A 20,443-nucleotide genomic window follows, 5' to 3' on the forward strand; every position below is an offset into this window, starting at 1 on the left:
AGTACGATGAGTAAAGGATAAAAAAGCGGCATTGCCGCTTTTTTATTTTCCCAAAGCTCAAACAGAGATGTTCAAGCTGTTTTGCTGTCCAGAGACGCCATGACTGCCTTTTTTTCTGCAAGGTAGTCGTCAAGACCGCGTTGACGAAGGGTGCAAGCAGGGCAATCTCCACAACCAGAACCGATAACGCCGTTATAACAGGTCAAGGTTTCTTCTCTGACGACATCCAATTTACTGTATTTGTCAGCCAGCGCCCATGTCTCTGCTTTGTTCAGCCACATCAGCGGCGTTTTAATATCTAACGGCTTATCCATTCCCTGAACTAAAGCGCTGTTCATGGCCTTGACGAAATCATCACGGCAATCAGGGTAACCAGAAAAGTCTGTTTCGCACACGCCAGTGATGACGGTATTGGCACCAAGCTGATAGGCGAAGATACCCGCAAGCGTCAAAAACAGAATATTTCTTCCCGGTACAAAGGTATTAGGTAGGCCGTTTTCCTGAAGCTCATGAGACACTTCAATGTTGTCGCGGGTCAATGAGCTGGCAGCCAGTTCATTGAGCAAGCCAACGTCCATGATCTTATGGGAGGTCGCACCCAGCGATGCCGCAAGTTTTTTTGCGACGTCAATTTCTTCCTGATGGCGTTGATTGTAGTCAAATGTGATGCAATGCACTTCATCAAACTCGGCCAATGCCTGAATCAGACAAGTGGTGGAGTCCTGTCCGCCACTAAAAACGACAACGGCTTTGTTCATAGCAATACCTTGTGGTGAATCGATTTATGGCGGCATAGTACCTGAAAAATTATGACGCCTCTATCCGTCTTGCTGCTTGATAGTCGAGTTAGCGGCCGACTTATTCTTCTAAGTAATCGTTGATACTGGCGATAATGGTCTGATCGACATGAAAAGTTGCGTCATAATGCCGACCACATAAAAGCATCGCATCATTTGATGGCGTGTTATTCATCAGAGAATACAAATATTCGCCATGTCCGATATTCAAGGTGCACTCAATGTTGTCTTCCTGCACTACCTTATTAACAAGCTCTCCCGTGATGGTGTTTACATGTGAAACAAGAGCATCTGATACTTTTGAACCAGAAATGTCTGATTGCGACTTTAACGTCACGGCCGGGGCTTTGAGCATAAGGAGAACACTTTTTCTTTCGGAAAGTCCGAGACGCAGGCGGCTCGCATGCGTTATGGAGACCGCAATTTCCTGACCATTGGTAAGTTTACAGTTCACCGTATCGCGGAGCCCCTCAGAGAGCAGTGATTTTATCTCGGCTGAGAATTGGTTTCTGGCACTGGTTTGGAGAGAGAAATGTGCCAAAAGATCCAGAAGGTTATCCATTGACAAGTTTTCATCCTGAAGCGCATTCATCGCCAGACCTTGTACCTGTTGAGTGAGGTGGTAAACCTTGAGCAGGCGAAGTCCAAACGTGGTTAATGTCGCGCCGCCACCACCTTTTCCTCCTTTTGCGCTTATAACGATCGGTTTATCAAACGCATGGTTCATGCCATTGATCGCATCCCAAGCTGCTTTGTAACTGATACCCGCCGCTTTTGCGGCTTGATTGAGTGATCCTGTTTGTCTGATTTGATTGAGCAAGACCATGCGCTTTGGGTTGGCAAAAAGCTTGCCGCTATGAGACAACACCAGTTCCGCATCAAGGTTCATTTTTCTGGCAATCTCCAAGTTGTTTGAGGTTTCACAGTGTGATTGATTCAAAGCGACCATTGATTGAAAGAGCTGTGTTGCCAATGATCGCAGTCAATGTCCGTCGGTAAATCTCAGTTTTTCGCTTGTCGAAGCGTTATTTACTAAGGTATATAACGAGTGGGTAGATAGATCAATGAGTGAAGTTGAGTTGTGGAAGTGCGAGGTATGGAATCGACATAATGTTTGCAGTCACTTTATTTCCTGCGTTTAGCAGAGCGACGTTTCATTCAACGGCCTCAGCAATAGGGCGATTTCTTTGCCGGGCAATACTGTGCTTATTGGTTTCGTTCTTTGTGGCTTCTCGCTGCTCAGCGAAAGAGACAATGACCGTTTTTGCTGCCTCGTCATTGACCAACCCATTGACGGAGGTTGGAGAACAGTATGATGCTGAAAACGGGACTGAAACACGTTTCTCTTTCGCCTCGTCTTCTGCGCTCGCGCGGCAAGTTGCCTATGGGCCCTGCCGACATTTATATCAGTGCAAATCAGACATGGATGGATTACCTCGTCGATCAGAAAGCTGTCTCCACTGACACTCGCAAGACATTGCTAACTAATCAGCTGGTGCTTGTTGTGCCCTCTGCAAGTGCAGTTGCCCCTATTACCCTCAACGGTTCTTGGGATATCAAGAAAGCCCTTGGTGATGGCCGACTTGCTGTTGCCGACCCAGACCATGTGCCTGCGGGCCGATATGCCATGCAGTCATTGAAGTTCTTTGACCTATGGCAGCAGGCCGCGCCTCTTTTAGCTCGTGCCAGTAACGTGCGTGCAGCCCTTGCGCTGGTGGAAAGAGGCGAGGCATCAATGGGCATTGTCTACCTCACGGACACGTATACCGAAGACGCCAATGCTCCAAAGAAGGTAAAAGTCATTGCCCGCATACCTCAAAATACACATCAGCCCATTGAATACCCAGCCGTGTTAGTGAGAGAAAAATCGAGCGACACAGTCAGAGCGTTTTTCCAGTACCTACAAAGTGACAAAGCGAAAGCTATTTTTATCAAGTACGGTTTTGGAGTATTGGATGCTCAGTGACTACGAAACGGCAGCCCTGCTGTTGAGCCTTAAAGTGTCAGTCGTCGCCGTTATGTTCAGTCTGCCGCTTGGCATTTTATGTGCGTGGTTACTGGCCAGAACCGAGTTTTATGGCAAGTCGGTGTTTGATGCGTTTATTCACTTGCCGCTTGTATTACCGCCTGTCGTGATTGGTTATCTCTTGCTGGTTGGTATGGGTCGACAGGGCGCAATTGGCCAATTTCTTTATGACTGGTTTGGGCTCAGCTTTTCATTCAGTTGGCGCGGCGCGGCGTTGGCCTCGGCAGTGGTGTCATTTCCGCTCATGGTCAGAGCGATACGACAGGCGTTTGAGGGGGTTGATCTTCGCCTTGAACAGGCAGCCCGTACCTTGGGCAGTAACAGGCTCCGGGTGTTCTTGACTATCACGCTACCGTTAAGCTTTCCCGGCATTGTTTCGGGGATGATCATCGCCTTTGCCCGCACCTTGGCGAGTTTGGTGCCACTATCACCTTTGTATCAAATATTCCCGGAGAAACGCGGACCATTCCCCTTGCCATGTATTCGTTTATTGAAACCCCCGGCGCGGAGTACGAAGCGTTTAGGCTCTGTGTTATCGCTGTCTTTATTGCACTCATGTCATTAGCGGCGTCTGAATATCTGACCCGCAAAGCCAGAGCGAGGGCAGTGGGCACATGCTGAACATCGACATTGCCAAACAGCTTGGTGACATTCGTCTTGAAGTAAACGCCGCCTTACCTGAAAAGGGAGTGATTGCTGTTTTTGGTCGTTCAGGCGCGGGGAAAACATCGCTGGTAAATATGTTGGGTGGGCTCAGTTCACCAGACGCTGGGCAGATTTTTCTCAACGGCCGATGCCTTTTCAAACTTGGTGAGAAAGACCTTCCGATTGAAAAACGCCGGATCGGTTACGTGTTTCAGGAAGCGCGGTTGTTTCCGCATTACAGTGTCTCTGGCAATCTGCGTTATGGCACGCGAGGCAGCAAACCTCAACATTTTGAACAGATTGTCGAGCTACTTGGGATCACGTCCTTGCTTAGCCGTTATCCAGCGACTCTTTCTGGTGGCGAGAAGCAGCGTGTCGCAATTGGGCGGGCGCTATTAACATCACCAGATATCCTGTTGATGGATGAGCCACTGGCCTCTCTCGATACGCCCCGTAAAAGAGAACTCCTGCCTTACTTACAGTCTCTGGCTCAGACATTGGCAATCCCCATCATTTATGTCAGTCACAGTTTGGATGAGATTTTACAGCTTGCAGACCATATGTTGGTGTTGGAGCAAGGGAAAGTTATCGCGCAGGGCGCATTGACTGATGTCTGGAACAGTGAAGAAATGCGCCCATGGTTACCCACGAAAGACTTGAGCACTGTGATGATTGCCACCGTTGATGGGACTCACCCAGACTACCCGATGACCCGCCTCAAGCTTTCGAATGGCAGTGTGCTTTGGGTTAGCGGCACGTTGCTCGAGCAAGATGCCGACAGTTCGCAAAACCAGATTCAACTGCATCAAGTAAGGGTGAGGATTAACGCCAGCCATGTCTCACTGTCACGAGAGAAACCTCTGCGTTCGAGTATTCGTAACCAGTTACAGGGATGTATAAAAGAGTTTCACATCAGTGAGGAGGGAAATCAGGTACAAGTCAAAATCTCTGCCGGACAAGACGAGCTTTGGGCAAATATTACCCCATGGGCATTTGATGAACTTGAGTTAGCTGTTGGTGTTGAAGTGTATGCCCAAATCAAAGGTGTCTCGATGACTCAGGCTGATCTCGCGCAATCTCATTAGCCTGATTTGGCTGAAAGAAAAAATCGGCAGCCGCTTTTATGTCACTTCAAAGCAAGACTGCCGGTGATCAAGTGATCACTTGTGGTTAAATCAACGAGAAGAAAAAGTCACCCTTTGGGGCAAGTCCGTGTTCAGCGGTTATATCGCTGAAGTTCCTGCAAAGCAGGGGAAATATCGCCAATGTGTTCTCTCACCCATTCAGCGTTATAGTAAGTGTCGAGGTAACGGTCGCCACCATCACAGAGCAGCGTCACAATTGAGCCTTTCTCGCCACGTGACTGCATTTCCTCGGCCAGTTTCAGTACGCCGAAAAGGTTTGTTCCTGTTGAGGCACCAGCTTTTCTGCCGATTAATGATTCCAACCAGTGGATGGTCGCGACACTGTCGGTATCGGCAATGGTTGTCATGCGATCGATAACGCCGGGAAGAAAACTCGGCTCCACGCGAGGGCGTCCGATACCTTCGATTTTACTGCCTCTATCGCGGGTAAGCTTGATATCGCCTGTGCGATAGAATTCGTGGAAAACAGAGTTTTCCGGATCAACCGCCATCAACTGAGTCTGGTGGCAGCGGTAGCGGATAAAGCGGCCAATGGTTGCTAGATTGCCGCCAGTACCTGGGCTCATCACAATCCAGCTAGGTTCAGGGAAGCGCTCAAACTTCATCTGCTCGAAAATACTGTTGGCGATGTTGTTGTTACTGCGCCAGTCGGTTGCGCGCTCTGCGTAAGTGAATTGGTCCATATAGTGACCATTCAACTCATTGGCGAGTCGACGTGACTCTGCATAAATCTGATCGGAACGCTCAACAAAGTGCGCTTCGCCGCCATAAAAGCGAATCTGATCAATTTTCTTTGATGCCGTGCTTTTAGGGACAACGGCAATAAAACGCAGACCCAGCAAACGAGCGAAATAGCTTCTGAAATCGCCGTGCTGCCTGATGACGATTCAATGATAGTGGTCTCTTCATTGATCCAACCATTACACAACCCATAAAGAAACAGAGAGCGTGCAAGGCGGTGCTTGAGGCTACCCGTTGGATGAGTACTTTCGTCTTTCAGGTAGATATCAATGTCTTTGAAATAATTAAGCTCAAGCTTAATTAAATGAGTATCTGCTGAGCGCTGAAAGTCGGCTTCAATTTTACGAATTGCTTCGCAAACCCACTGATTATTTCTGGTCGAATTTGGATAATTTGTCATCATTGGCGCTGCCCTTACAGCAAGAAATTCATTTGTTTTTATCTAATCCCGAATATGCTTCTGTTAATTATCATAAGTTCAGTGAAAACTGACTTATTTACAGAGAATGCAGTCATTAACGGGACGTCGTGACGAATACAAACTTTCTTGTCCTTGGTCAGCGTATAAGGTGATGTCACTGACCATGTTCATATCCAACATCATTTCAGGAGGTCATCAAGTGAAACAAACTTCATTCCATACATCTCAGACTCTCCTTTTTGTAAAGCTATTTGGAGCTGTCGCTTTTTAGTCAGTAAGCGATGTAAGCCACTGACTAGGCTGATTTTCTAGCCTCAATCGAATGATATAAATGTAGCAAGATAAGCTGGAAAAAACCTTGCTTTAAATTACTCAATTTAAGCAATATGTAGAAAATTATTTTTCTAAAATTTAATTTTGTGAAAATTATTTTTCCTATATGTGATTTTTGGGGGATTTAAATGGATTCGTGGTTTCTTTCTGGGGCATTCATTCTCCACTGTTAGCAAGGGTGCTTTTCGCCGGAGAGTGTGTTTCGAGATGTTTGATTGATGAAATTGGCTGTTAGCGGATGTCCGCTGAGAATCAGCTTAATAACACATCCCAACGCGATTGCTTGCAGGTTGTGAGCAAAAAACACTCAGGTGGTAAACACAAAAGCTTGTGCCATGAGCAGAGCGATTTCAGACCCTGTTGAACAATCTTCAACAGAACAGGCGTATGGGATAGACAACGCCAAAAGCATACAAAAAGAGAGTAAGACGATGTAACAACCAACAAAGCGATGAATAACGGAAGAATGGCGGCATTGCCGCTTTGAGAATAACGCCCCGAAGAGGGACAGCGCACGGAGGAAGAATGCGCGTTTTTATTGATTTGGCATGGTATTTCCGTCAGCAGTGGAAAAGGTATATAGGCTCTATCCTTGTTCTTTTGCTGGTTTCGCTTTTTGAGCTTATGCCCCCGTATTTAATTGGATATACCGTCGATGGTGTTGTTGATGGCGGCATAGAGACAAAAACTTTGGCAATGATTGTGCTCGGGTCTATCGGTTTATGGACCATGGTGTACTTCCTGCGGATCCGCTGGCGTATCTGGCTGTTTGGCGCGGCGGCACAGCTTGGCAAGGTACTGAGAGACAGACTATATCGTTGCTTCTCCTCGCACTCACCACGCTTTTTTGAACGTTACAAAACGGGCGACCTGATGGCGCGTGGTACCAACGATGTACGTGCAGTAGAGATGACAGCAGGTGAAGGCGTACTGACTGGCGCAGATTCATTGATCAACGGCATTTTAGTGTTGATTGTAATGACTGCCGCGCTGGACTGGCGTTTGACGCTGTTGGCGTTGTTACCGATGCCGATAATGGGTTTCTTGACCAACCGTTTGGGTAAGCGCCTACATACTGCGTTTCGTCAGTCACAGAGTGCCTTTTCTGACTTATCAGACTATACCCAGTCATCACTAAATGGCGTGAGAATGACTCGGGCATTTGGCTTAGAGAATCGTCAGATAAACGGCTTCAACGAAGCAGCTGATATTACCCGTCGCAAGAACATGGAAGTAGAGAAAGTCGACAGTCTGTTTGACCCGGTTATTCAGATAACCATTGGCTTGTCTTTCTTCCTGTCTGTCAGCGGCGGTGGTTATCTGGTTGCGACCGATCAAATGACCATTGGCGAGCTGACTGCATTTACCCTTTATCAGGGATTAATGATTTGGCCGATGCTGGCATTGGCATGGCTGTTCAACATCATTGAACGCGGTTCAGCGGCGTGGGCCCGGCTAAAAGAAGTGTTTGATGAAGAGCCCGAGATAAAAGGCGGTGACAAAACACCGGGTAATCATCAGGTGATCAATATTGAACTGCCCGAGTTTACCTGGCGTGGTCATAGCGAACCGACGTTGAAAAATATCTCACTGCAATTGGCACCCGGAAAAATGCTCGGCATTGCAGGCCCTGTCGGCAGCGGTAAGTCAACGCTGCTCAATCTTCTGTTGCGTCTTGAAGATGCAGAGAAGGGCGGCGTCAGCTATGGCGGGGTGGACATTCGTGAATTCACATTGGGTAGTTGGCGCGGCAAGTTTGCTGTCGTCACACAGGCACCGTTTCTTTTCTCTCGCACGATTGAAGAGAACATCGCGCTTGGTCGGCCTGATGCGTCATTCGAAGAGATTCGTCATGCGGCAAAACAAGCGTGTATCGATGAAGATATTCTCCAATTGCCAGACGGCTACAAAACTGAAGTCGGCGAGAAAGGGATCACCCTTTCTGGTGGTCAGAAGCAGCGTATTGCGATTGCCCGCGCCCTGTTGTTGGATGCTGAAATCCTGATTCTGGATGACTCTTTGTCAGCGGTAGATGGCCGCACTGAGCATACGATCCTTGAAAACCTGCGTAAGCGTCAGGCACATCAGGCAATGATCGTTGTAGCTCACCGCCTGTCTGCGTTGGAGTCAGCTGATCAGATCATCGTGTTGCAAAAAGGGCATATCGATGAAAAGGGCAGTCATAACGCACTGGTTGAACAAAAAAGCTGGTATGCGCAGATGCATCGCTACCAGAAGATGGAACAAGTTCTGGAAGGCAAATAATGAATAAGAAAGAGATTCTTATCCGATTGCTGAAATATATGCTGGCGGATAAACGGACACTGGCTGTGTCTTGTAGCCTCTTACTGCTGGCATCACTGGCTGACGTGAGTGGCCCTTGGTTAATTCGGATATTCCTTGATGACTACCTCGCGAACGACCTGTTTCCACCTCAGGCTCTGTGGGGGTTGGCGGCAGGTTATATCGGTGTCACGGTTGCATCAGGTCTTCTGCATTATGGTTATGGTATTCGCTTTAGCCGAATGGCTGTGGGCATCGTGCAGACTATCCGGAAACGGGTTTATAGCAGCGTACTGAAACAGCCGTTGTCGGCTTTTGACTTTGTGCCGATTGGTAAGCTGGTATCGCGAATAACCAATGATACTGAGTCGCTGAAAGACATGTACGTGACAGTGTTCGCGACATTCTTGAAGACCATTACTCTGTTGACGGTGATGCTCGGAGTAATGCTGATGCTAAGCCCAATGCTGACAGCGGTGGTATTTTTGCTGGTGCCTGTGGTGATTGGTGTGATGTATGCCTACCAAAAACGCTCGTCACCGGTATACCGTGAGTCACGCGATTTACTGTCAGATATCAATGCGGTGATGTCAGAGTCAATACAGGGTATGAGCCTCATCCAACTGATGGCACAGGAAGAAAACTTCTGCCGTCGTTTTGAAGCGATGACGGCTAAGCGCCTTAAAGCGGAAATGCGAATTCAGCGCATGAACGGCTTTTTCCTTCGTCCGCTGATTGATTTGATGTCTGGTGTGGTGTTGATGGCACTGGTTGCACTGTTCGGCCTCAACGGAACCGAAGTGATTGGTGTCGGTCTTTTGTATGCATTCATTAACTATCTGGGCCGTGTAACGGAACCTTTGGTTGAGCTGATGATGCGCCTTGCGTTATTGCAACAAGCCATTATTGCTGGTGAGCGTCTTTTCGAGCTGATGGATATCAAATCGCAGCAATACGGAGACGATGAGCAGCCAATGCAAACGGGCACCATTCGCTTCAACCAAGTCAACTTTAGCTACGATGATAAAGTACAAGTCATCAAAGGTGTTGATATTGACGTTAAGCAGGGCGGCTTTCTGGCTCTGGTTGGTCATACTGGCAGCGGTAAGAGTACACTCGCAAGCCTGATGATGGGGTTCTATGATGTGAATGCAGGCAGTATTGAGCTTGATGGTCGCCCAATAGGTAGCCTCAGCCATTCCTCACTGCGTCAGGGGATTGCTATGGTTCAGCAGGACCCGCACGTCATGTCTGACACGCTGAGAGAGAATGTCTCCCTTGGCCGTGAGGTGTCTGATGCGAGTATCCTTAAAGCGCTCGAGCAGGCGGAGCTGGGAGATTTTACCCGCGAGCTTGCTAAAGGCTTGGATACGCCACTCGGTGATGGTGAAATTGGCCTGTCAGCAGGGCAGAAGCAGCTTCTTGCACTCGCTCGTGTGTTGGTAGAAAAGCCAAAGATCCTGATCCTTGATGAAGCGACAGCGAACATAGACTCAGGGACTGAAGACAAAGTACAGCGCGTGCTTGCAACACTCAGACAAGACATGACAGTGGTGGTGATAGCTCACCGTCTCTCGACGATTGCAGAAGCTGATCAGATACTGGTGTTGCATCGCGGCGAAGTGGTCGAGCGCGGTAATCATAGCTCGCTACTCGGTCAGAAGGGGCGCTATTGGCAGATGTACGAACTGCAACAAGCCAGCGCACAGCTTAAAGAGCTGGAGCAACTTGCCGGGTAAACGCTGGTTTCATTTCGGTATCTACCCAAATCAAAAACAGCCGCTCTTGCGGCTGTTTTTTTATAACGGGGAGGCCAAAGGACTACTGAGCTTTCCTGATTAGTCCTTCTTGCGTGGCCGACGCGACAAGAACACCTTCACGGTTATAAATCTTACCGGTCACGAACCCACGCGAATTGGAGGCGGAAGGCTCTCAATCGCGAATAACAACCAATCGTCGATTCTGAATTCACGGTGAAACCACATCGAGTGGTCAATCGTTGCGATTTTCAAGCCCGGAGACATCGAGGTAATACCGTGAGGTTGCAAAGAAGTCGAGAGGAAACTCCAATCAGAGGCATAGCCCAAAAGGTACTGATGAACCCTAAGATCATCAGACATTTCACCGTTGGCGCGTATCCATAAATATTGTTTACCCTCATGTACTTTTGGCGCCATCGGGTTATTCACCACCGCAGGGCGAGTTTCGATAGCGCGCGCTTCCGAGTAGCGCTCAACTAATCCTTTGGGTAATTGGTCTGCCATAGACAACACCAGTTGTTGCTCAGATTTCAGATCATCCGGCTCCGGCACATCACTCGGCATAGGCACTTGATGGTCAAACCCCGGCGCATCAGATTGATAAGAAGCGGTAAGGTAAAAAATAGGCTTACCATTTTGAAAGGCTTTCACTCTTCGTGTGCTGAAACTACCGCCATCTCTGAGCTTTTCGACATCATAAATGATGGTGCGGTTTGGGTCGCCGGGCAGCAAGAAATAGCTGTGAAAGGAATGCACAAACCGATCTTCATCAACTGTTCTTTTTGATGCACAAAGCGCCTGACCAATAACTTGTCCACCGTAAACCTGAGGAAAACCCAAATCCTCACTCTCCCCGCGGAATAGACCTTCTTCAAGTTTCTCAAGATTAAGCAGTTGCAAAAGTTGCGAAAGTTGTACACTCATCACAGTACCTTCAGTGAACTTACATTTATTGATAGTTCTTCCAGTATAACGGGAACTAATTAGCGAGATCATGGTTCAAAATGTCGTTTTCAGCATTTCAACGATTAACGTGCATTTATCGGGCATTGAAAAGAGAAGGATCTCCCATGAAGAATTTGTTTTTTGGCTCTATTGTGGCGGCGTGCATTTTAATTTTTACCGCGTGTAGCGGCACTGCCAGCGAAAGGGACTTGGCCGAAGTAAAAGGCTCCGTGAGTTACTTACAGCGCATTGCCTTACCACCTAACGCCAAAGTTACTATCACGCTCGGCGATGTGTCAATGGCTGACGCCCCAATGAAAGTGATAAGCAGCAGCTCATACATGACGGAAGGAAAACAAGTACCGCTACCTTTCAGTCTCTTCTATGCTAAATCACAGATAGACCCAAAGAGAACGTATGCAGTTCAGGCGACGATAGAAGTCGATGGGAAATTGATGTTTGTGAACGACACCGCTTACAACGTGATAACCGATGCACAGAACACCGTCAATCTCGACATGATGTTGGTAATGACCCAGCACTAGATAAGATCAGCCATCCGGTTCTCCATTCCAGCGGAAGCGGCGTAGCGACACCACGCCGCCTTCAGACACACCCACGCCTTCATCCCTCAGCTTTTCTCGCTGCCTAACAAGCTTATCCCCTGTAAGCGAAATCGTGCCCTTAGCATTAATAACCCGGTACCACGGCAATGCAGAGTCTGTAGGCAGGTTACCCAGCAACTTACCAACATGCCTCGCATGGCGCGGATAGCCAGCCATTTTTGCGACATCACCATAGGTTACTACCTTCCCTGATGGAATGTTTGCCAGCACAGCATAGATCTGTAAATCAAAGTCAGACATTGAACTTGTAAGAGTCGGTTAAGGTTATAAACTGAAATTAAAAGAAAATTCCTGCGTTAGGGCAATAACCTACCACCGAAGTAATTTTGGTGTCGACAGGAATGAGCAATGGAGAGGCAAATACATGTCAGCACTGACATTAATGATGACTGCTGTGGTCATGGTAGTAGGCGCAGCATACGCAATGGGTGCCTCTGAAGGGGACCTGTCTCTATTGGCTTTTGTTACGCCCACCCTGTTTTTTCTTCGGGGGGGCGCTGCCGTTTGGATACTGGCGCTTGGGCTGCTGCTTTATGGCATCTCCTTTCCTTATCAGCCGTTTCTCTCTCAATGAGCCTTTGGATGATTGTGCCTGCACTCTTTCTCATCACGGGTGTACGAAGAAATACGCAAGTCTCTGTACTTATCCTTGCTGTGATTGTCGCCATGCAGAGCGGCCTGCTTGCCCTACAATGGGAAGAAAAGCTTGCGGGTGAAATGCACTACACATTAATCCAAATCCTGGGCGTTAGCTTGGTATGGCTGTCGATGTACTTCTGGAAGCCGGTCAAAACCATCAGCTGGTGGCCCGCGGTTGTGCTCCCCATGCTGGCCATTAGCGGACAGTTACATGGCATATTTTTAGTGGTATGTGGTGTGCTGCTGATTCAGTCACTTCAATGGCTGAAAGTAGGGAACCATGAGCCCAACGGCGACAAATTTTCTGTCGTTCTACCTGCTATCGCTTTTGCCACTATTGTTGTGTTTCCGCAGTTTTCCGTCCCAAACCCCGTATTTGTATCATGGCTAATGGTGCTGACCATTGCATGGCTGGGTGACTACCTGCTGACGCCGGAAGAGGAAGAAGAGGAATAAACGGATATTTATTCATCAAACAGTCACGGCAGCACTGATAAAGCCTTGCATTGCCTCCCCCCATCCCACATAATGCGGCGCAAAGCTAAGGAATACTTAGCTTTAATCATATCTATGGAGACCTCCTTGGTTCTCCCGCAACACTATCTTGCGTAATGGGTCAGGCCTGGAAGGGAGCAGCCCCCGCTTGGGACGTGTGTGCCGGGATGTAGCTGGGGAGGTTTCCGCCCTTTGTGGATAGCTGTTGTCGTTTCTACCATATCTTCACTAAATTCCAACCATAAAATCATTCTTGACACCAATTGATCATCAAACTACGTTAATTCTGTTTCTTTATTACAAAAGGAGCTGTCGATGTTTGGTAGGAATATTGGTCGCTCAAAGGTTAAGAACATTTATAAGTTTCCAGCCAGAAATGTGGGAAAACTATCCTTCTTGAATCCAGTCTAGAATTCGACACTTGCTTTCACCTAGAGCACTCAAACAAAGTGACTCTTTTCAAATCACAACCCTTCACACATACATTCAACTTCAATGGCAAAGGGGTTCTACCCCAATTTCACGGACACATCTATAAAGAGGCATACTGAATAGCCACTGACTGGACTAGAAATTAAGCGGCTGTCCATACTTTAAGTTATTCATTTTTTACTAATAACTCTAAACCATTTTTGTCCAAATCTGCGCCAGCTTGTCTGGCGTAACTCAAAACCGATGAACAAAGCCATAAGACTAGGTATGCCTGTCAGTTACAGAGTTGAATGACATGAATAATTCTCTTTATATCAGTGCGTTAGATAACTTGTTTGATCAACAACGCCCCTTCGATTTGCTGGTAACAAACGAGGACAGTATCTAGCATGAGCACTTTTCGGACTTAGCCTGAATTAACGATCACCACCTCCATAGGAGGTGTTTTAAGACTGACAACAAAAAAGCGGTACCGAAGCACCGCAATAGTTAGTTGGAGCTCGCCAGCCCCTGTATGAGCGACACTACGCCCTCCTGGGGGATTAGGAGGAACCCAGTACCGCAGTCATATTCGTTTTTATGTTGTCAGATTGAGTACCAAAGATAGCCTGTAGATTATCACCAACCACTACCACATCTATTGCACCCAACGCCTTAATCGAATCTATATTGACTTGCTTTATGTCTTTCAGGTTAACACGCAGTCGGGTGATGCAAGCATCCACATTCTGGATGTTCTCTTTTCCGCCCATAGCAAATACGATGTTGTGAGCCAGTTCTTCACCAACGACACTTGACGTCGCTACCTCTGCTTCGGTTTCCTCTCCACGGCCTGGTGTTTTTAGATCGAACGCGGTAATTGCGAAACGAAACAGGAAGTAGTAAAGCAATGCCCAAAGAGGACCAATGATGGCGTAAAGTACCGCATTTTCTGACAGCCCCCAGTAGAGGAAGAATTGCAGCGCTCCGTGTGCAAAATCGGTACTGTGAAGGATTTCGAAGTAGTTCGTGACGGCAAAACCAATGCCTGTCAGCACACAGTGTACGAAGTACAGAACAGGGGCGACGAACAGGAAGGTGAATTCTACAGGCTCAGTAATACCAGTTAGCCAAGAGGTGAACGCAGCGGATGCCATCAACCCCCCAACCATGACTTTTTTCTCTGGCGCAGCACAGTGATACATCGCCAATGCAGCTGCTGGCAAAGCCACATGGTGTACATAAAGCCGCCACCGAGGCCGGTTGCAGTTTCGTCACCTGCGAAAAAGCGTTGCAGCTCACCGCGCACGACGTCGCCGTTTTCGTTAACGAAACTACCGACTTCAAAGAACCACACCGCATTCCAAACATGATGCAAGCCCAGTGGGATCAGCGCGCGCTCAACAAAGCCATAAATTCCGAATGCAGCAGGTTGACCAAGGCTACTGACAGCATCAATACCACCGTAAATACCCGCACTAACAAGCGGCCAAACAAAGGCGCAAGCAATACCAAGGAACAGCGATACAAAGGCAGTAATGATGGGTACAAAGCGCTTACCAGCGAAGAACGCAAGATAGTCAGGCAGCTTAATAGTGTGGAATCGATTAAAAAAGTAAGCTGCAAACAAACCTATCAAGAGGGAACCGAATATCCCAGTATTCAGGCTGTTTATACCCATTATTTGGGTCAAGTACCCCTGATGCTCATCTATGCCCCGCAGCACGACAGTTTGCCCCATGGCAGCGTTAAACACAATCCAGCCAGCCACAGCAGCCAGCGCGGCAGTACCATCGTTGTTTTTCGCCAAACCAATGGCGACACCAATTACAAATAGCAGCGTGATGTTGCCGAAAATCATGTCCGCCGATTGCATCATGATTGACCAGAATGCATCTGGTAGGAACAGATGTTGCGTTAAACCAAAGTTTCCGACACCGAGCATCAAGCCCGCAGCTGGTAACACTGCAACAGGCAGCATTAACGAGCGCCCGATTTTTTGTGCTTGTCCAAAGAATGAACTGATCATAACAGATCCCTTTTAAATGAATTGTGTTTCCCGGCCTCACTGTGTCGGGATGCTTCCATCATATTTCGCGAAAATCCGCCGTAGGTATCATTTGGAAATCGGTTTGTATCAACACGGTTACATAGTCAATTTCCCCTTGGAAAAAGCTGTGAAACTGTTCGCATAATCACTGACAATCCCACGTTCAACTTCACCGCAATGCCATGATTGCGCATGGGAAACGAGGAGGTAAATCATGGCATTTCAGAAAAGGATTTTGATTGTCGATGACAGCGAGGAATTGAGAGATGCACTCAGTGCTTACCTTACAAAATCAGGCTTTGACGTAACAACTGCCGTCGATGGCGAGCAGATGAACCAAGTACTGGATCAAGGAGAGCCAAGCCTGATAATTCTTGATGTGATGCTGCCAGGCGACGATGGTTTTACCCTGTGTAGCCAAATCCGGAAGACGTCCAATGTACCTATCATCATGCTCACTGCCGTGACCGATGAAATTGACCGTGTTACAGGTCTAGAGCTGGGTGCAGACGATTACATCACCAAAACTTTCAGTCCACGCGAATTGCTGGCGCGTATCAAAGCGTTGCTGCGCCGTTCTCAATTCAACCAGGGTTTAGAAGCCGCACGTTATATTTGTTTCCTCGATTGGAAGCTCGATACCCTGGCAAGGGTCCTGGTGACACCAAGCGGTGATGAAATCATTCTTTCCGGAGCGGATTTTTCGCTGCTAAGTCTTTTCCTTCGGCACCCCAACAAACCGCTCAGTCGCAACATCATTTCCGAAATCATTCGTGGCCGTGAAGCATCCCGCTAGAACGCGGTATCGATATTCAGGTCAGCCGTCTTCGCGCCAAACTGGAGGATCAAGACCATTCACTGATCCGCACCCTTCGTAACGAAGGTTATATGCTGAGTGCGGATGTGATTCATGAAGCCTGAAGCAAGGCCTAAAGAAGACGCTATGCGTGAAATAAAGGTCACGCTGTTCAACAGAATTTGGCCCTTGGGTCTTGCCAGCCGCTTTATCCTGATGCTTTCACTTGTTATCTTAACATCTCAGGTACTTACCAGCGCTGTCTGGTACCGATACAGCTACTCGCAGGAAAAGGAAGGCTTAGAAAACGCACTGGAAAGCATTGCCTCCAATGCGGCATTCACTGTCTCTTATTATCGCAAATTACCTAAATCGAGCCGCCACTTGGTGCTTGAGCAAAATCGCAGTATGGGCGGCACCCGTTTCTTTATTTCGCTCAATAGCAAACGGATTGATGCAAAGGGATTAGCGGGAACAGAGAGAAAACGGGAGTTGGAACAAATCGTTGGCGGGGTGCTAAAAAAGACGCTTGGCCTTCAAATGTTAATTGACATTAACTTCAGCAAACGCGACGATTTGCGGGTATACGATGTAGAAGTGCCACTTGATGATATTCCCCGCTCCTTTGCCCGTTATACTATCGAAAAAGTCAAAGACGACCCACCCGTGCTGGTGATGCAGTTCAAGCTTCCCAGAGAGCGAAATACGCCCGGCGCTCCGGAACAATGGCTTTATCTTGCCACAAATCTTCCCGCACCATATGTCTCGCTGGAATCGCGCTTTCTCGATGCACGCCAGCTTAATTTTATTCTGCTTACCTCCGTGTTCGTTTTACTTTGTACCTGGCTCATAGTGCGCCGAGAGATCAGACCGATTAAGAACCTTGCCAGTGCCGCTAAATTGATGGGAAGCAAGATGGATGCACCTATTCTCAAAGAAGAAGGAAGCGGCGAACTCATTTCCGCCGTCCATGCTTTTAACAATATGAACCGCCGGATCCGCGCTTATATACGCGACCGCGATCTGCTTTTCGGCGCGATATCCCATGATCTTAAAACCCCTATTGCTTGCCTGAAACTTCGTACGGAGATACTGGATGATGAAGAGACCAAAATCCGCTTTGGACGTTCACTCAGCGAACTTGAGTTTATGGTGAAAGGTGCCCTGCACTACATCAAAGACACAGATATATGCGAGCAGGTCGAGTGGACGGATATCAACGCTGTCCTCGAGGAAATCAGAGCCTTCTATGGCTCTGGACAAAGTCAGGTCAGCATTTTGGGTTATGCTTCCCAATCGTTTCTGTGCAAACCTGTTGCCATAAAACGAATGCTGCACAACCTGATTGAGAACGGCGTGAAATATGGTGTGCATGTGGATGTCAGTGTGCTGGATACCCCTAGCAATCTGGTGATTAAAATCCGCGACCATGGCCCCGGTATTCCAGATGAACTTCGCGAGCGCGTGTTCGAGCCATACTTCCGCATTCATCACGAAAAAGAAGAGGGCACAGGGCTTGGCCTTAGTATCGCCCGTAATATCGTGCGTGGTCATGCTGGCAAACTAGTTTTGAAAAATCATGCAGAAGGTGGCCTCGTTGTCACCCTGTCGCTCCCAAGAGAGGAATAACAATGAAAAGAGCCCTTCTCTCGACCGCTTTAGTGGTAGCCAGCTTTCCCTCCCTGGGTAATGCTGTCGAGCTGCTTCACTGGTGGACGTCGAATGGCGAACGTGAAGCTTTGGCAGAGCTGGCGATAGCACTCAAACAGCAAGGTATTGTGTTAAAAAGTTCGCCCGTTCATGGTGGTGGTGGCGATACTGCTATGACAGTCTTGCAAGCCCGAGCTATTGCCGGAAACCCGCCGGAGATGGCGTTGATTGAAGGGCCGGGAATCCAATCTTGGGCAACATTAGGATTTGTTTCTGACTTACATTCAGTCGCTATCGAGCAAAATTGGGACGAAAGACTCCCTGATATTGCTACTAATATCAACACTTACAAAAGTCACTTTGTTGCTGCACCAGTGAATATTCACCGTGTGAATTGGCTTTGGGCGAACAGAGCCGTCTTTGACGAACACAATCTAACCCCACCAGCGAATTGGGATGAGTTTTTTGCCGTTGCACAGGTATTCAAGTCACAAGGGATCCCAGCGCTTGCGATCGGTAATGAGCCCTGGCAACTTGCAATTTTGTTTGAGGTGTTAACTCTGGGGCTTTATGGTAGTGACTACTACCGAGACCTATTGATCGAGTTTGATGACGCCTTAGTGATGAATAACAAAACCGTCGAGTTGTTCAAAACATTCCGTCGTCTCAAACCGTATATGACTGACCCATCTGTCTCTGCTTCATGGGACAACGCGACCTTGAATATGGTAAAGGGTAAAGCCGCTATGCAGCTTCAGGGTGATTGGGTGAAAGGTGAACTCAGTTATATGAGTCTGAAACCAAAACAGGATTATTATTGTCTACCTGCACCTGGAACCGCCAATTCTTTCATTTATAACGTCGACAGCTTTGTTCTTTTCCGATTAAGAACGGAAGCATCTGAAAACATGGCTAATCAACTCGCAAACACCTTGGTTTCCTCTGATTTTCAGTCCCGTTTTAACCAAAAGAAAGGCTCGATTCCCATTCTCAAAGATGTTGACATGACGCCGTTTGATATCTGTGCCAAAGCATCCAAACAAGCTTTTGTTCATGCTGAGGTGAACAACACTCTACTTCCCAGCATGTCCGATTCCATGGCTGTCGCCCCCCAACTTCAAGAAGCGATGCTCGAGTTGATTAACCACTACTTTAATGACGATACCTTTACCGAAGAAGAAGCTATCAGCCAGCTGATGAAAATTGCAGCCAGTGTGCACTTTAATCGCTAACCATTAGAAAGTTCGATAAAGGTCTTTAGTCTATGCCGGTGGTATTTCATTCGGTCGCACCAATACCATTACTAGATCAGTTCTGCGGGGCCAGCAGGTAGGTTAAACATAAGGGTTCTACCCCGAATTTACAAACACATCCATAATGAGGCTGACCTACTCCCCAAAATCTAGACTATACAGCGCTTAGCCAAAAATACATTAGTTTTTATTATCAACTAGGCTATCCAGAAATTAACTTTCCGATTCGCTTTTGTCCAAATCTGCGCCAGCCTGTCTGGCGTAACTCGAAACCGCCCAAATTCACGCTAGCTCGTCTGGCGTAGCCCCAATTCGCCCCGTTCTAAGCTGCTAGTGGGAGTTTCTGACGCTGAAAGAAAATTTCTTTCATTTATACGCACAGTATTAGTGCTAGCTAATTATGTATCATTAATTGCTGCCAATATGTATCACTAACTACCACATGGAAACTTTTAACTATTTGATTTAACTGATAATGACATATCACTTTCTACTGCCATCCACAGATATTCAGTGTCAAAAAGATAAGGTTATGGTGCAAACGACATATTGGCCCAATCGAGACCCTGAAATGGCCGACTACGGGGACGGCGTGATTGCGTATGTTTGCTATATGATGCTGCTGGTGTTTGCTCTTGGGTTACTGTCAGCACATTTAATTTCCCGACATTTCAGTTCGCCAATACTGACGCTAACCAAACAGGTTGAGCAGTATTCAAATCAAAACAGGCCGCTGGTTAACACGAATCGGAGTGATAAGGTAGGTGAGTTGCATCGTGCTTTTTTCGCTGCATTCTCCCGCATTCAAGCGTTTCTTGAGCGTGAAAAGCAATTCACGCGATTCTCAAGCCACGAATTGCGAACGCCGGTACACGTTATTGGTGGCTCTGTGCAGTTACTCGAACTGTCTGACAGTGATGAAAGGCGATTAAATATTCTTAAGCGTATTTCAGATGCAAACAAGGATATGGAACAGCTCATCAATACCTTCTTATTTATTGGCCGTGAGCAGCAAAATACTCAACCTAAAGTGAGTCTTGCTGAGACCCTACGTAATTGCATTACGCAGCATGAATATTTGCTATCCGGTAGGTCAGTCGATGTTGAATGCTATGTTCACTCTGATGAAAAAAGCGAGGTTTATTTCTCTAAGGTCGTTCTGGCGAACATGCTCAGAAACGCGTTCGGTTATGCGCAAAGTCAGGTGGCTATATCCTTAACTGGTCAACGTTTGGTGATCGTAAATGATATTGCCCCTGATACCGAAAGCGGTTTTGGTCATGGCAAGGAAATCATCAGTGCCATTTGTCATAGTGCGAACTGGCGGTTTTATGCGGCTATTGGTGATTCGAAAGCCACAACCGTGCTGTATTTCTAGCTGCTTTTTTTAAGCATCAAGGGATTGATTTTTAAAAGCTCGAAGGTGT

14 protein-coding genes, 1 other RNA gene and 5 pseudogenes are annotated in these 20,443 nt (G+C 47.5%); 14 read left to right on the forward strand and 6 right to left on the reverse strand.

The window, feature by feature from the left end; genetic code table 11:
• Nucleotides 1–71: 71 nt before the first annotated feature.
• Nucleotides 72–758, reverse strand: a complete 687-nt coding sequence (gene queC / locus CS022_RS06310; protein WP_129121584.1) for a 7-cyano-7-deazaguanine synthase QueC — start codon at nt 756–758, stop codon at nt 72–74.
• Between the two features lie 100 nt (nt 759–858).
• Nucleotides 859–1,686: a TOBE domain-containing protein gene (locus tag CS022_RS06315; protein WP_161569582.1), complete on the reverse strand. Its 828-nt coding sequence runs from the start codon at nt 1,684–1,686 to the stop codon at nt 859–861.
• A gap of 365 nt (nt 1,687–2,051) precedes the next feature.
• Here CS022_RS06315 and CS022_RS27640 point away from each other — a divergent pair, with 365 nt between their 5' ends.
• The 4 genes and pseudogenes from CS022_RS27640 to modC all read left to right on the forward strand — a co-directional run bounded on the left by CS022_RS27640 (nt 2,052) and on the right by modC (nt 4,553).
• The gene (locus CS022_RS27640; protein ID WP_328590321.1) at nt 2,052–2,261 is read left to right on the forward strand and encodes a substrate-binding domain-containing protein; all 210 of its coding nucleotides are present in this window, start codon (nt 2,052–2,054) and stop codon (nt 2,259–2,261) included.
• Complete coding sequence (gene modA / locus CS022_RS06320; protein ID WP_328590318.1) at nt 2,224–2,763, forward strand: molybdate ABC transporter substrate-binding protein; 540 nt, start codon at nt 2,224–2,226, stop codon at nt 2,761–2,763. Before CS022_RS27640 ends, modA begins: the two co-directional genes overlap by 38 nt.
• Nucleotides 2,753–3,444, forward strand: a pseudogene (gene modB, locus CS022_RS06325) (molybdate ABC transporter permease subunit). The gene modA and the pseudogene modB overlap by 11 nt, the downstream one beginning before the upstream one ends.
• Nucleotides 3,438–4,553 carry a molybdenum ABC transporter ATP-binding protein ModC gene (gene modC, locus CS022_RS06330; RefSeq protein WP_129121586.1) on the forward strand — a complete coding sequence of 372 codons (1,116 nt, stop codon included), beginning with the start codon at nt 3,438–3,440 and terminating at the stop codon, nt 4,551–4,553. Before modB ends, modC begins: the two are co-directional and overlap by 7 nt.
• 131 nt (nt 4,554–4,684) lie before the next feature.
• On the opposite strand, the pseudogene CS022_RS06335 reads toward modC, so the two are convergent.
• Nucleotides 4,685–5,754 (reverse strand): annotated as a pseudogene (locus CS022_RS06335) (PLP-dependent cysteine synthase family protein).
• An 879-nt stretch (nt 5,755–6,633) separates the two neighbouring features.
• Between CS022_RS06335 and CS022_RS06340 the strand changes: the two are divergent.
• Nucleotides 6,634–8,373, forward strand: coding sequence for an ABC transporter transmembrane domain-containing protein (locus CS022_RS06340; protein WP_129121587.1), 1,740 nt, complete (start codon nt 6,634–6,636; stop codon nt 8,371–8,373).
• Entirely contained in the window at nt 8,373–10,130 is a 1,758-nt protein-coding gene (locus CS022_RS06345; protein WP_129121588.1) for an ABC transporter transmembrane domain-containing protein, read from the forward strand. The genes CS022_RS06340 and CS022_RS06345 overlap by 1 nt, the downstream gene beginning before the upstream one ends.
• A gap of 82 nt (nt 10,131–10,212) precedes the next feature.
• Here the strand turns inward: CS022_RS06345 and tesB are convergent.
• Nucleotides 10,213–11,075, reverse strand: a pseudogene (gene tesB, locus CS022_RS06350) (acyl-CoA thioesterase II).
• A 146-nt stretch (nt 11,076–11,221) separates the two neighbouring features.
• Between tesB and CS022_RS06355 the strand changes: the two are divergent.
• Nucleotides 11,222–11,641 (forward strand): YbaY family lipoprotein, encoded by a 420-nt coding sequence (locus CS022_RS06355; protein WP_129121589.1) that lies wholly within the window; start codon nt 11,222–11,224, stop codon nt 11,639–11,641.
• A 6-nt stretch (nt 11,642–11,647) separates the two neighbouring features.
• Here CS022_RS06355 and CS022_RS06360 read toward each other — a convergent pair whose 3' ends face one another.
• Nucleotides 11,648–11,962, reverse strand: coding sequence for an MGMT family protein (locus CS022_RS06360; protein ID WP_129121590.1), 315 nt, complete (start codon nt 11,960–11,962; stop codon nt 11,648–11,650).
• 124 nt (nt 11,963–12,086) lie between these two features.
• On the opposite strand from CS022_RS06360, the gene CS022_RS26025 reads away from it, so the two are divergent.
• The 3 genes from CS022_RS26025 (at nt 12,087) to ffs (ending at nt 13,038) form a co-directional block, all read left to right on the forward strand.
• Nucleotides 12,087–12,296, forward strand: a complete 210-nt coding sequence (locus tag CS022_RS26025) for a hypothetical protein (RefSeq protein ID WP_235869296.1) — start codon at nt 12,087–12,089, stop codon at nt 12,294–12,296.
• Entirely contained in the window at nt 12,293–12,817 is a 525-nt protein-coding gene (locus CS022_RS06365; RefSeq protein ID WP_235869297.1) for a VP0952 family biofilm-associated protein, read from the forward strand. Before CS022_RS26025 ends, CS022_RS06365 begins: the two co-directional genes overlap by 4 nt.
• 124 nt (nt 12,818–12,941) lie before the next feature.
• Nucleotides 12,942–13,038: signal recognition particle sRNA small type (gene ffs, locus CS022_RS06370), an RNA gene on the forward strand.
• 792 nt (nt 13,039–13,830) lie between these two features.
• Here ffs and ptsG read toward each other — a convergent pair.
• Nucleotides 13,831–15,296 (reverse strand): annotated as a pseudogene (gene ptsG, locus CS022_RS06375) (glucose-specific PTS transporter subunit IIBC).
• A gap of 235 nt (nt 15,297–15,531) precedes the next feature.
• Here ptsG and CS022_RS06380 point away from each other — a divergent pair.
• The 4 genes and pseudogenes from CS022_RS06380 (at nt 15,532) to CS022_RS06395 (ending at nt 20,394) form a co-directional block, all read left to right on the forward strand.
• Nucleotides 15,532–16,238: pseudogene (locus CS022_RS06380) on the forward strand (response regulator).
• Nucleotides 16,228–17,742, forward strand: a complete 1,515-nt coding sequence (locus tag CS022_RS06385) for an ATP-binding protein (RefSeq protein WP_129121591.1) — start codon at nt 16,228–16,230, stop codon at nt 17,740–17,742. The pseudogene CS022_RS06380 and the gene CS022_RS06385 overlap by 11 nt, the downstream one beginning before the upstream one ends.
• 2 nt (nt 17,743–17,744) lie before the next feature.
• Complete coding sequence (locus CS022_RS06390) at nt 17,745–18,995, forward strand: ABC transporter substrate-binding protein (protein WP_129121592.1); 1,251 nt, start codon at nt 17,745–17,747, stop codon at nt 18,993–18,995.
• Nucleotides 18,996–19,548: 553 nt separating this feature from the next.
• Nucleotides 19,549–20,394, forward strand: a complete 846-nt coding sequence (locus CS022_RS06395; protein ID WP_161569583.1) for a sensor histidine kinase — start codon at nt 19,549–19,551, stop codon at nt 20,392–20,394.
• Nucleotides 20,395–20,443 lie beyond the last annotated feature (49 nt).

Origin of the sequence: Veronia nyctiphanis, assembly GCF_004116385.1 — a bacterium.
GTDB lineage: Bacteria > Pseudomonadota > Gammaproteobacteria > Enterobacterales > Vibrionaceae > Veronia > Veronia nyctiphanis.